Origin of the sequence: Actinosynnema sp. ALI-1.44 (assembly GCF_001984155.1) — a bacterium.
GTDB lineage: Bacteria > Actinomycetota > Actinomycetes > Mycobacteriales > Pseudonocardiaceae > Kibdelosporangium.
Window position 1 is genome coordinate 407,662 of the sequence record NZ_MTQO01000054.1, and the last position, 12,019, is coordinate 419,680.

A 12,019-nucleotide genomic window follows, 5' to 3' on the forward strand; every position below is an offset into this window, starting at 1 on the left:
CATCGCACTCCGTGGACATCCCACGTCAGGTCGCCGAGTCCGGTGTCCGCCGCGTCGAGCCGGAACCGGAGCCGGAGTGGACCGAGGTGGACCGCACCCGCTCCATCGTCCGGCCGTACGCGTGGACCGGAGGGCGGACCGAGACCGCTTACGATCTGCCGATCGAGGCGCTGATCTCCACCAATCGCGCGACCCTCGCCCGAATTGGTACGAGAATGACCCATGACCACCGTTCGATTGCCGAGCTTTGTCGGTCGACGCGGTCTGTTGCCGAGGTCGCGGCGTTGTTGTCGTTGCCGCTTGGAGTCGCCCGTGTCGTGCTCGGAGATATGGCGTCGGCGGGCATGGTGACCGTGCACAGAGCGAAGTCCACGGCCGGTGAGCAGCCTGATCTCAGCATGATGGAAAGGGTCCTGATAGGACTCCGCAATCTCTGAGCGGACAATTCCGGCGGCGTCACACCGGCGGTCGGCCGTGCCCAAGTGCGCCGGACGGCGGCCCAACCGCGTGCCGCGAGTCACTTGAGTAAATCGACAGGTTCACCCGTCGGTCGGCCGGTGGCCACCGGCCGGACACGCATGGTGACTGAATGTCATCACTGCAGGACATGGCGCATAAGGCGTCCTCAAACGCCGTGCCGACTCCGCCGATTGCGTGTGCTTGCCCGGCGGGCATCCTCGCTTGAGTCGCGATGTGTTGGCAAGAGCCTGGGTGAGAGTGCAGGATCGGGTAGTCGAGCAGGCGCGGGGCTCGTATCCTTGAGATGACGCCCCAGGGATGGGGCGCCCGCCGGGTACGGCGGCCGCAATCGCCCGGCGCCCGTGATAGCTGTGCCGGAGGAGGAAAGATGCCACTCTCCGAGCACGAGCAGCGACTGCTCGACCAGATTGAGCGCGCGCTCTATGCCGAAGACCCCAAGTTCGCTTCCACTGTGCGCGGTGCGCGCCTGAGGCGGCCATCGCGTAGGCGGCGGCTTCAGGGTGCAGCGTTGTTCGTGGTTGGTGTCGCCCTGCTGGTGCTGGGTGTCGTCGTGCAAGATTTCTGGTTCGGGGGCTTCCCCGCCGTCAGTCTGCTCGGCTTCCTAGTCATGTTCTTCGGCGCGCTCATCACGCTGACCGCCATCAAGCGCGGCAACGAGAGCGCTGCTCAGGCCGAGGGCGACAGCAAGAGTCGCCCCGCGGGCCGGAACTCCCTCTCCCAACGAATGGAGGAGCGCTTCCGCAAGCGCTTCGAGGACTGAACCCCCGACCTTGATGGCCACCGCCCAGCGGTGGCCATCACGCATGCCCTGGGCACATGAGTCCCGGATCACACCTGTCGACGCGCATGGGCCACGGCGTCGGACAGGTCGCCACGCCACGGGTCGCCGTGACCAGGCACGAGGACGTCGGCGGGGAGGTCGACGAGCACGTCCAGCGCGGCCGATGCCCCCTGCGGTGAGTGGGAGAAGAAGGCCGGTAACAGCTGCGGCCCGGTGATCCGTGAGGTGGGGTGCGCGGTCACCAGGGCGTCACCGGTCGCGACCACGCCGCTGTCCGGTAGGTGGTACACGCTGTGCCCGGAGCTGTGGCCGTGGCAGGCGACCGGCACGGGACGGCCCGGCAGGTCCAGCGCTCCCTCATGGGGGAACGGCTGCGCGTGCGCGACCTTCAGGTGCTTCAGCGCCCCGGCACGCAGGATCCGGCAGCTCCACGCCAGAACGCCTGGCCGCCACGCGCGCACGAACACGTCCACGGGGCTCGCCTGCTCCAGATCGCCGTCGCGGGCGTGCGGGACCTCGACGGGATCCATGTAGACAGGTGTCCCATAACGGTCGTGCATGTGGTTGAGCGCGCCCATGTGGTCCAGGTGGGCGTGGGTCAGCAGGATCGCCCGGACGTCCTGCGGCCGGTGCCCGATCGCGCGGATCGACTCCTCGACCGCCGCACGGTCGCCCAGCCACCCGCTGTCGATCAGGGTGAGGTCGCTGCCGTCCCGCACCAGCACCCAGTTGACGTCGGTCCCGCCGACGCAGAAGACGTTCTCGGCGACCTCGCGCACCAGGGTGGCCATTCAGGCCGTCGGCGGTTCGGCGGCGAGCGCTCCGCTCTGCTGAGGACCGGCGGCGGGCTTGCCCGGTTTCCTCGGCTTCAACACCGACCGCGGCAAAAGCTTGGCGCGCAAGGACAACGGTGCGTTCCGCCGCATGCTGCCGCGGACCTTGTCCAGTGCCTGCCGCAGTTCCGGGCCTGAACCGGCGCTGGGGCCGTACCAGAGCCGTTCGAGGATCGAGACCAACGAGCGCAGCCCGTCTTTGCCTTCGTCGTCCAACGAGTGCTCGCGGACGAGCCTCCGGGCCGTCATCCGGATGGTGTCGGACTCCGGTGCGCTCGCGCCCCGGTCCCACGACTCCGCCATCAGCTCGTCCCACGCCGCCATCGGCGCTTCCGGGCTGTCGCCCGCCACCATCTGCAGACGGTCGCGGCGACGCCAGTACCGCGTCAGCGCCGGGAAGAGGCTCAGCCCGACCAAGCCCAGCGGGACGGCGAGCCACCAGCTCACGAGCGCCGCCGCGAACACCGCCGCCAACAACCACAACACCGTCGCGATCGTCACCACGATCGTTCGTTGCCGTCGTTTCCGCAGCGTGAGCGCTGCCCCGGTGAGGCTCAGACCCGCGACACCGAGACCGGCCAGCAGCAGCACGGACAACACCGTCGCACCACCGGCCAGTGCGCTGGTCGCGTACACCTCCCACGAGCCCCCGTCCGTGGACTCCGGAGCCGCCTCAGTGGGTTTCGCCGACTGGGGGACGGGAGCCGCGGCGGCCGAACTGCTCTGCGACGACTCCGACGGCCTGCGATCGGCGGACTCGCCGTCCGGTGCACGACCGGGCTGCGACGACTGCGAGTTCATGTACGGCGGGTTGTAGCCGCGGCCGTCGAGCAACGGCGTCGGGTCGACGCTGACCCAGCCGTACTGCGGGAAGAACACCTCGACCCACGCGTGTGCGTCCTGCGTGGTGATCGACCGGTAGTCCGAGACCTGGTAGCCGGAGGTGAAGCCGATCGCCACCCGTGCCGGGATTCCCGCGGCGCGGACGAGAACGGCCATCGCGGACGCGTACTGCTCGCAGTACCCGGCCTTGCCGGTGAACAGGAAGTCCGCCAGCGCGTCCTCGGAGCGCTTCTCCGCTGTCTGGGTCTTGTAGGAGAACCCGTTGTCCGGTGCGAAGTACGCCTTGAGCGCGAGCACCTTGTCCCACTGGTTGGCCTTGCCCGCCGTGAGCTCCCGCGCGAGGTTGGTGATCCGCGAGTTCATCGGGGGGAGTTCGGTGTACTGGGCCCCGACCTCGCTGCCGGCCGAGGGAGTCTGGCGCAGCTGCTCGAACGTCGGCTGGCTCATGTCCGCGTGCTCGGTGTACGGGCCGAACTTGCGCTGCTTGCGGGTGTAGACCGCGCCGCTGAGCTCGTCGAACCTGGCGTCCCCCGGCAGACCTTCGACCTGCCGCGGCGCGCCGTAGACCGGCGCCCAGTTGTCGCTGGAGTTGATCGGCTCGATGTCCACCTTGGTGGTCGCGCCGTTCGGGGCGCGCCCCGGTTCCAGCGGGAGGTCGCCCGCGAGACTCGAGCCGGTCGGCATCCCGGCACCGAGGACCCAGCCGTCGTTGTTGTTGAACTGCTTCAACGTGAACGCGCGCAGGTAACGCCTGTCGTCGGCCGAGGACAGCCCCCGGACGCGGAACAGCTCGTGGTTGCCCTTCTGGTCCAGCATCCCGCGCAGGTTGGTGAACGGCTTCAACGAGTACCCACCCGCGGCGGGCCCACCGGCGCCGACGTTGCCGGGCAGCTGGCCGATGGTGCCGATCGGGGTGAAGATCGCCCCGAAGACCAGTGCGAGCACCATGGCCACCGACACGAGCGCGATCGGCGCGCCTGCGTTGATCCCGCCGCTGGTACGGCCGGAGCGGCCACGCCATTGCTGGTGCTTGTGGGTGCCGTCCACGGCAAGCAGCACGGCGTACGACGCGGCGCCGAGCACGAACGACCACCACGGCAGCATCTCGTCGGCGAGCGAGGCGGGCACCGCGTAGACGCACAGCAGCACAAGTCCGCTGGCGGCTGGCGTGCCCGCGGCCACCGCGAGCGAGTCGACGAGCACCGCGACCAGCCCGATCGCGATCACCACGAGACAGAGGATCGGGGGAAGCGGTTCCACCGGGGGAACCCCGGTCTGCACCACCGCGACCGCGTCCCGCAGCACGTCACCTATTTGTTCGACGGCCGCGGGGCCGGGCAGGAACCCGAGCACTCCCTCGGTGGTGAACAGGGCGACGACAAGGCACATCAGCGCGAACAGCTGCGCGATGCCGACGAGCAGGATCGGGAAACGCATGGCGCGCAACGCCATCCCGGACCCGGCGACGACGATGATCGCGATCGCGGCGTGACCCACCCAGACGCCGCCGTCGATCACGCCGGACAGCGCGGTCGACGCGCACAGCGTCGTGAGGGCGGCGAAGACAGGGGTGACGTTGTTCGCCGCGGATTCGCCGCCACGGACCGGGCGCGGCGCGGGCGGGGGCCGCAACTGGGCCGGTGGCGCCTGCCGCTGGGGCGTAGAAACCATCAGGACCATCCACTGGCGTGCATCGCGCCGCGGTTCTGGCTCGCGCGGCAGAGGTTGTTCCAGACCTGGTGCATCGGCACGTCGGGCCGGGCGATCACGGTGCTCCAGCCCGCGGCGTTGAGCAGCGTGGCGGCGGCGTCCGGATCGGCGGCGGTCGTGTCGCCCTGCGCCGCCCACGCCCGGGTGTCCATCAGGACCGCGAGGCTGCGGCTGGCTCGGGGGCGGTAGCGGATCAGCTGGTCGACCGACTCGGGGTCGACCGAGCCGAGGACCGCGACCAGCTCCTGGCCTTGGGCCGGGTCGCCGGCGATCGCGATCTCCTTCTGGTGCGACCCGCGCAACGCGGCGAGCGCGTCGAGCACGAGGAAGTCGCTGTGGATGCCATCCGCGCTCTCCGGGCCGATCGTCTTGCCGGTCTCCGACACGAGCCGCACGCGGTGCCCGTTGCGCAACAGGTGCAGGCTGACGCTGGCGGCCATCGAGACCGCCCACTCCATGCTGGCCGTCGGACCGCTGCCCTTGTGCGCGTGTTCGCGGTGGTCGAGCAGGACGGTGGTGCCGCCACGCCAGGGGCGCTCCTCGACCCTGACCATCATCTCGTCGCGGTGGGCGGTGGACCGCCAGTGCACTTTGCGCAGGTCGTCGCCTTGCCGGTACGGCCGCACGACCGCGTCGTTCTCGCCCTGCCCGGCCGACAGCCGGACCGAGCCGTCCTCGCCCGCCCCCATCCCCGACCCGCCGGGCATACCGATCAACGGGACCACGCGCGGCACGACGATGAGCCGGGTGACTCCGGCGAGCTCACGGTCGAACTCGGACAAACCGAACGGGTCCGTCACCTTGGCCCGTAACGGACCCAGCAGCTGCACGCCTCGCATCGTCGGCTCGACGGTGTAGCGCAGTTGGACGCCGTTGTTGCGGGGCAGGTGCTCGATGACGAACCGCGGCCTGCCGCCGAGCGTGTACGGCACGCCGTCCTGCAGCAACAGCCCGCCGGTGGGCAGACGGCCGGTGCTCCAGACGTTCAGCGACACCTCGGCTCTGCCGCCGACAGGGGCCCGCATCGGGTTGACGTGCCGTTCGGTGTGCAGGCCGACCCGGGACCGGCCCGCGAGGAAGCACACGAGCAACGGCATGGCGATCACGAACACCGAGACACGCAGCAGGTCGCGTTCGTTGAGCACCACCGAGCACAGCGCCGCCGCCAGACCGGCTGCCAGCAGGCACCTGCCACGTGTGGTCATGCCCGCCAGCGGACTGGCCATGGCTACTGCCTGTTCCCGCGCGCGTCGGATACCCACTGCGCCGCCGGGTCCGCGCCCTGCGGGACCGGCACACGCTGCAACAAGCCGCGGATCATGTCCGCGGGGGAGCGGCGTGCGGCCTGTGCTTCCGCAGTGAGAACCAGACGGTGTGCCAGCACGGGCACGGCGATCGCGTGCATGTCGTCGGGCACGACGAAGTCACGACCGGACAGCGCGGCCTGCGCGCGAGCGGCGCGTACGAGGTGCAGGGTGGATCGTGGGGAAGCGCCGAGGCGGATCTCCGGCAACCGCCGCGTCGCCGAGACCAGTTCGACCGCGTACCGCCGGACCTCCGGGGCCATGTGCACGCCTCGGACTGCTTCGACGAGGCCGCGTACCTGCGCGGCGTCGGACACCGGCTGCAACGTGGCCAGCGGGTCGTGGCCCGCGTGCTCGTCGACCATCGCCAGTTCGGCGTTCGGGTCCGGGTAGCCGATCGACACGCGCGCGGTGAAGCGGTCGCGCTGCGCCTCGGGCAACGCGTACGTGCCCTCCATCTCGATCGGGTTCTGCGTGGCGATCACCATGAACGGCGATTCCAGCCGGTAGGTGTTGCCGTCGACCGTGACCTGGTGTTCCTCCATGCACTCCAGCAGTGCGGACTGGGTCTTGGGCGAGGCGCGGTTGATCTCGTCGCCGACGACGATGTTGGCGAACACCGGGCCGGGGCGGAACTCGAAGTTGGTGGTCTGCCGGTTGAAGATCGACACCCCGGTCACGTCGCTCGGCAACAGGTCGGGGGTGAACTGCAGGCGGGAGACCGAGCAGTCGATGGACTTGGCCAGCGCCTTGGCCAGCGACGTCTTGCCGACCCCCGGCACGTCCTCGACCAGCAGGTGGCCCTCGGCCAACAGGGTGACCAGCGCGATCCGGACCACGTCCGGCTTGCCGACCAGCACGCGCTCGACGTTCGCGGCGATGCGCTGCGCGGCGCCGTGCACCTCGTCCAACGCCTTACCCGTCGTCGCGCGCGGGGTCGGGCTCGGACTCGTCCCGTTGGGCGGCTGCGGCGCATAGGGGTCGGGGCCTGCGCCGTTGCCGCCGTACGGGTGTCCCGGCAGCGCGGCAGGCGGGGTAGAAGACGTCACTCGACCTCCTGATGCTCCTCGGTGGTGTCCTCCCGGTTCCCACCGATGCGATGCCGAAGTCCGGGTCGCCCGATCGGGCGAACAGGGACGGCACAGCTTGACACGCTGGGTGTCAAACCGGGGCGAAGTCGCCCGGGGTTGCGGTTCTCGGTATCAGTATCCGGCAAGACGCCGGCGTCCTGCAGGGCACTTGGCGACAAACGCACTACTTCCTTCTACTGGCGCACCTCGGTTGGACGTTCCACCGCCGCCGGGGTTGTTCCCATTCTGGGTGTTCGCACCGCCGGGTGGTGCGCGGACAGCGGATCGACAGCGTTCGGACAGGTCAGCCCGGCATACGCCCGGAGCATCTCACGCCAGGTGACCAAAAGCCGACGATCACCGTCAGTCATCACCCGAACCGGGCGGGCGGAGCGGTCTGGACCAGGCGTCCCCACTTTCACCCACCTGGCCCGCTCGCGGGTCCCGCAATGCCCACTGTGGACATCTGAACACCTTCTGAACAGCGGATAAGCATCCCCGGGGCGAGGGAGGACCGCCCCGGCGCCCCACCTGGCCCCCACCTGCGTCACCTGCGAAAACGCGTCAATCGACCGGGCGAACACCACCGGATCCGCGTTGACTGTGGAGAAAAGTGGGGTACTGTGGCCGCAAGTGGGGCAGAAGGGTGTTCCATGGCCGGTCCGCAGGATCGGTGGGGAGGTGGTGGACCGGTGTTCCTCGGTACCCACACCCCGAAACTGGACGACAAGGGGAGGCTGACGCTGCCGGCTAAGTTCCGCGACGCCCTCGCGGGGGGCCTGATGGTCACGAAGGGTCAGGATCACTGCCTCTACGTCTTCCCCCGTGCGGAGTTCGAGGAAATGGCCCGGAAGGTCGCCGCCGCCCCGCTGACGAACGAGGCGGTACGTGCCTACCAGCGGTACCTGTTCGCCGGAACCGACGAACAGCGGCCCGATGGCCAGGGACGCATCGCGATCGCGCCTGAGCTGCGGCGTTACGCCAAGCTGACGAAGGAATGCGTGGTGATCGGCGCGATCACCCGGCTGGAGATCTGGGACGCCCAGGCCTGGCAGGCATATCTGGACGAGCACGAGGACAGCTACGCGCAGGCGCGGGAGGAGGTACTGCCCGGATTCTTCTAGAGGGATCGCGGGATGCCGTGAGGCCTCGGCCCGGTGGCGATCGACCCTGGCGCACCTTCCCCGGCGCCAGGTTCGCTTCTCCGGGCTGGGACCTGACGGCATCTGTCTTCTCTGGAGACGAGTTCGAGCGGTACCGATAGAGGGGTCGGGAGATGACGCGCGAGAACCCGCGGCACGTGCCGGTGCTGCTGGAGCGGGTCCTCGGCCTCCTCGATCCGGCATTGGCCGACAAGGACGCGGTGGCGGTCGACGCCACCCTCGGCCTCGGCGGTCATTCCGAAGCGCTGCTCGCCGCGTACCCCAGGCTGACGCTCGTCGGCCTGGACCGTGACCCGAACGCGCTGGCGTTGTCCCGCGAGCGGCTCGCGCCGTACGCCGACCGGATCCACTTCGTGCACGCGGTGTACGACGAGCTGCCGGACGTGCTCGAAGAGCTCGGCATCCCGGCCGTCGACGGCGTGCTGATGGACCTGGGGGTGTCGTCGATGCAGCTCGACGAGGCCGACCGGGGGTTCGCCTACGCCAAGGACGCGCCGCTGGACATGCGGATGGACCCGACGACGGGCATCACCGCGGCGGACGTGCTCAACACGTACGAGTTCCCGGACCTCGCCAGGATCCTGCGTGACTACGGCGAGGAGCGGTTCGCCGGCAAGATCGCCAAAGCCGTTGTGGCGCAGCGGCAACGTGCGCCCTTCGACACCAGCGGCCGACTGGTCCAGCTGTTGTACGACACCGTGCCCGCGGCCAGCCGCCGGACCGGCGGACACCCGGCCAAGCGCACGTTCCAGGCGTTGCGCATCGAGGTCAACGGGGAGCTGGAGATCCTGCGCCGGGCGCTGCCCGCGGCGCTCGGCGCGCTGAAAGTCGGTGGCCGGATCGTCGTCGAGTCCTACCAGTCACTGGAGGACCGGCTGGTCAAACGGGCCTTCGCGGAGCTGGCGAAGTCCACCACACCGGAGGGGCTGCCGGTGGAGTTGCCGGGCCACGGTCCGCAGATGCGGCTGCTCACCAGGGGAGCCGAGCAGGCGGACGAAGCCGAGATGGAGCACAACCCACGCGCGACGCCAGTACGGCTGCGAGCGGCGGAACGGATCAGGAAGGCGTCATGACACCCCTTGTGTCAACCCAAGGCCCAACACAGGCCACGTGGCACCCAACCGCACCTCAGGGGAACGTGGCGCAAACCAGCCACCGGTACGCACTGAACTGAACGGTGCCGGCCCAAGGTGACCAAGCGTCGAAATTTCGGGGAGGCGGAACTGTCGTGACCGCACCGGCAAGGGTAGGCGGGTCATCTTCGCGTGGCCGCTCGTCGCAGTCCCGCCGTAAGGGCAAGGCCGAAGCAAAGGCGACAGCCGCGACCGAGGAGACGACCGAGACGCGGACGCAACGTCGTCCGCGAACCGCTGCGGCCGAGCGCGCGTACGCACGACGCGCACAGCGTGAGGGCCGCGCGGGTGGTGAGCCGGTCCAGCGAAGGCCGCGGCCGTCCAAGCAGAAGCACGAGCGCGGCCCGGCTTCCCGGGCGTCGTTCGTGATGCTGGTGATGGGATTGCTGGCGACGGGCGTGGTCACCACGCTGTGGCTGTCCACGCAGGCCATCGCCGACTCGTACCGGCTCGACCAGGCCAAGAAGGCGGCGACCGAACTCGCCGAGGAGGTCGAGCTGCTGCAACGCGAGGTCACCAACCTCGAGTCCCCGGCGACGCTGGACGAGATGGCGCGCAAGCTGGGCGCGATCCGGTCGAGCGATCCGGCCCGCATCGTGGTCGCACCCGACGGCAAGGTGACCGTGGTTGGCGAGCCCAAGCCCGCCGCCCCGCCTGCCGCTTCGCCGTCGGGAACGCCGGGAGGTAACGGCTGATGGCGGGGGACTGGACGCCGCCTCGCCGCAAGCCTGCGCCGGCACGCAGAGCGGCACAGGCGCACCGCCCGACCGGCAAGCCCACCGGCAAGCCGACGCGGCAGCCCGCCCGCAAGCCGCCGCCGCGCCGCCCGGCGGCCCGGCGCAAGCGTTTGCCGGTCAACACCCGGCTGCGGATCGTGTCCGTGCGGTTCGTGCTGATCGCGGCGCTGATCGCCGCCGGTGTGCGGCTGATCCAGGTGCAGGGCGTCGAGGCGCAAGGCTTGTCGGACCGCGCGAACAAGCAGCGCGTGAAGACCATCCCGATCGCGGCCAAGCGCGGCGACATCCTCGACCGCAACGGCGTGAAGCTGGCGTTCAGCGTGGAGACCCGCACGCTGTCGTGGGCGCCGAAGGTCGTGAAGAAGGAGTACGAGAGGACCAAGATCGACTACGAGACCCGGATCAAGGACGTCGCCGCCAAGATCAAGTCGGTGCTCGGCGACAAGGTCGACGAGAACGACCTGTTGACCAAGATGCGCGGCGACGGCTACTCCGTCCTGGTGCGTGACGTGCTTCCGGCGCAGGAACGGGACATCCGCAGGAAGTACGCGGAGGTCATCTCCGAGGCGCAGTCACGCCGCGAGTACCCCGGCGGCACGCTGGCGTCCAACATCATCGGCTACGCGAACTGGCGCAGCGACGACCCGGACCGTGCCAAGCACAACGTGCACGGCCTGTTCGGGATGGAGAACGACCGGGACGCCGAACTGGCCGGTGAGGCGGGCAGCCAGACCGTCGACACGGCGGAAGGCGCGGACGGTGTCGTCATCCCCGGCTCGGAACGCAATGTGCGGCAAGCCAAGGACGGCTCGGACATCCAGTTGACGATCGACGCGGACGTGCAGTACGACGTGCAGCAGAAGCTGATCGCGTACGTCGCGCAGAACCGCGCGCAGGGCGGCACGGTCGTGGTGATGGACGCGAAGACCAGCGAGGTGTACGCGCTGGCCAACGACAAGAGCTTCGACCCGAAGGACCCGCAGGGCCCCAACGGGTACGGCAATCCGCAGGTGACCGGCAACCCGGCGGTCTCGAACCCGTACGAGCCGGGCTCGGTGAACAAGATCGTGACCGCGTCGGCGGCGATCGAGGACGGCGTCACCAAACCGGAGGACACGCACAAGGTCCCCGGCTCGCACAAGGTCGCCGACCGCACAGTCGAGGACGCGTGGTCGCACGGCACGCTGACCATGACCACGACGGGGATCTTCGCCAAGTCGTCGAACGTGGGCACGCTGCTGCTGGCGGAGCAGATCGGCCAGAACCGGTACGCCGAGATGCTGAAGAAGTTCGGACTGGGGCAGAAGACCGGTGTCGGCCTGCCGGGTGAGACCGCGGGCCAGGTGCCGGACGTGAAGCAGTGGTCGGGTTCGACCTTCGGCAACCTGCCGATCGGCCAGGGCCTGTCGATGACCGTGCTGCAGATGGCTGGGATGTACCAGACCATCGCGAACAACGGCGTCCGCGTGCCGCCGCGGATCATCAGAACCTCGATCGACCGCGACGGAACGCACCACGACGAACCGCGCCCGGAAGGCGTCCGGGTGGTGAACGACCAGACCGCGGCGACTGTCAAGAACATGCTGCGCGCGGTGGTGCAGAAGGCGCCGAACCAGCAGAGCGGAACGGGCGTGGCCGCGGCGCTCGCCGGTTACCAGATCTCCGGCAAGACGGGAACGGCGCAGCAGATCGACCCGAAGACGAAGATCTACAGCGACAACCTGTACTCGATCACCTTCGCGGGCATCCTGCCCGCCGACAACCCGCGCTTCGTCGTCGGCATCATGATCGACAGGCCGGACTACTACGGCGCCGCGAACGGGAAAACCGCGGCGCCCCTGTTCCACGACATCGCCTCGTACCTGGCGCAGCGCTACAACCTCCCGCTGTCACCGGAAGCGGCACCGATCGTGCCGCTGACCCAGTAAGACAACTGAGCGAACCGGAACCCGCCACGCCACAGCG

The 12,019-nt window shown here is 69.4% G+C and carries 10 protein-coding genes; 6 read left to right on the forward strand and 4 right to left on the reverse strand.

Annotated elements, in window-relative coordinates:
* Positions 1-11: 11 nt before the first annotated feature.
* Both ALI144C_RS48865 and ALI144C_RS48870 read left to right on the forward strand, forming a co-directional pair.
* Positions 12-437, forward strand: coding sequence for a DUF742 domain-containing protein (locus ALI144C_RS48865; RefSeq protein ID WP_076994129.1), 426 nt, complete (start codon positions 12-14; stop codon positions 435-437).
* 410 nt (positions 438-847) lie between these two features.
* Positions 848-1,240, forward strand: coding sequence for a DUF3040 domain-containing protein (locus tag ALI144C_RS48870; RefSeq protein ID WP_076994130.1), 393 nt, complete (start codon positions 848-850; stop codon positions 1,238-1,240).
* Positions 1,241-1,308: 68 nt separating this feature from the next.
* Here ALI144C_RS48870 and ALI144C_RS48875 read toward each other — a convergent pair whose 3' ends face one another.
* The 4 genes from ALI144C_RS48875 to ALI144C_RS48890 are packed head-to-tail and all read right to left on the reverse strand — an operon-like array spanning position 1,309 to position 7,000.
* Positions 1,309-2,052: an MBL fold metallo-hydrolase gene (locus ALI144C_RS48875; RefSeq protein ID WP_076994131.1), complete on the reverse strand. Its 744-nt coding sequence runs from the start codon at positions 2,050-2,052 to the stop codon at positions 1,309-1,311.
* Complete coding sequence (locus tag ALI144C_RS48880; protein WP_076994132.1) at positions 2,053-4,608, reverse strand: transglutaminase TgpA family protein; 2,556 nt, start codon at positions 4,606-4,608, stop codon at positions 2,053-2,055.
* The gene (locus ALI144C_RS48885) at positions 4,608-5,873 is read right to left on the reverse strand and encodes a DUF58 domain-containing protein (RefSeq protein ID WP_076994133.1); all 1,266 of its coding nucleotides are present in this window, start codon (positions 5,871-5,873) and stop codon (positions 4,608-4,610) included. The genes ALI144C_RS48880 and ALI144C_RS48885 overlap by 1 nt, the downstream gene beginning before the upstream one ends.
* A 2-nt stretch (positions 5,874-5,875) precedes the next feature.
* Entirely contained in the window at positions 5,876-7,000 is a 1,125-nt protein-coding gene (locus ALI144C_RS48890) for an AAA family ATPase (RefSeq protein ID WP_076994134.1), read from the reverse strand.
* A gap of 713 nt (positions 7,001-7,713) precedes the next feature.
* Between ALI144C_RS48890 and mraZ the strand changes: the two genes are divergently transcribed.
* From mraZ to ALI144C_RS48910, 4 genes are all read left to right on the forward strand, one after another.
* The gene (gene mraZ, locus ALI144C_RS48895) at positions 7,714-8,145 is read left to right on the forward strand and encodes a division/cell wall cluster transcriptional repressor MraZ (protein WP_054297366.1); all 432 of its coding nucleotides are present in this window, start codon (positions 7,714-7,716) and stop codon (positions 8,143-8,145) included.
* A 152-nt stretch (positions 8,146-8,297) separates the two neighbouring features.
* The gene (gene rsmH / locus ALI144C_RS48900) at positions 8,298-9,257 is read left to right on the forward strand and encodes a 16S rRNA (cytosine(1402)-N(4))-methyltransferase RsmH (RefSeq protein ID WP_076994135.1); all 960 of its coding nucleotides are present in this window, start codon (positions 8,298-8,300) and stop codon (positions 9,255-9,257) included.
* A gap of 155 nt (positions 9,258-9,412) precedes the next feature.
* Positions 9,413-10,012 (forward strand): septum formation initiator, encoded by a 600-nt coding sequence (locus ALI144C_RS55060; protein WP_143231366.1) that lies wholly within the window; start codon positions 9,413-9,415, stop codon positions 10,010-10,012.
* Positions 10,012-11,982: a peptidoglycan D,D-transpeptidase FtsI family protein gene (locus ALI144C_RS48910; RefSeq protein WP_083754060.1), complete on the forward strand. Its 1,971-nt coding sequence runs from the start codon at positions 10,012-10,014 to the stop codon at positions 11,980-11,982. The genes ALI144C_RS55060 and ALI144C_RS48910 overlap by 1 nt, the downstream gene beginning before the upstream one ends.
* The last annotated feature ends 37 nt before the right edge of the window (positions 11,983-12,019 follow it).

Bases quoted from the DNA above. Each gene is read 5' to 3' on its own strand.
- ALI144C_RS48870 (WP_076994130.1), top strand. From the start codon at position 848: ATGCCACTCTCCGAGCACGAGCAGCGACTGCTCGACCAGATTGAGCGC.
- ALI144C_RS48875 (WP_076994131.1), bottom strand. From the start codon at position 2,052: ATGGCCACCCTGGTGCGCGAGGTCGCCGAGAACGTCTTCTGCGTCGGC.
- ALI144C_RS48880 (WP_076994132.1), bottom strand. From the start codon at position 4,608: ATGGTTTCTACGCCCCAGCGGCAGGCGCCACCGGCCCAGTTGCGGCCC.
- ALI144C_RS48885 (WP_076994133.1), bottom strand. From the start codon at position 5,873: ATGGCCAGTCCGCTGGCGGGCATGACCACACGTGGCAGGTGCCTGCTG.
- rsmH (WP_076994135.1), top strand. From the start codon at position 8,298: ATGACGCGCGAGAACCCGCGGCACGTGCCGGTGCTGCTGGAGCGGGTC.
- ALI144C_RS48910 (WP_083754060.1), top strand. From the start codon at position 10,012: ATGGCGGGGGACTGGACGCCGCCTCGCCGCAAGCCTGCGCCGGCACGC.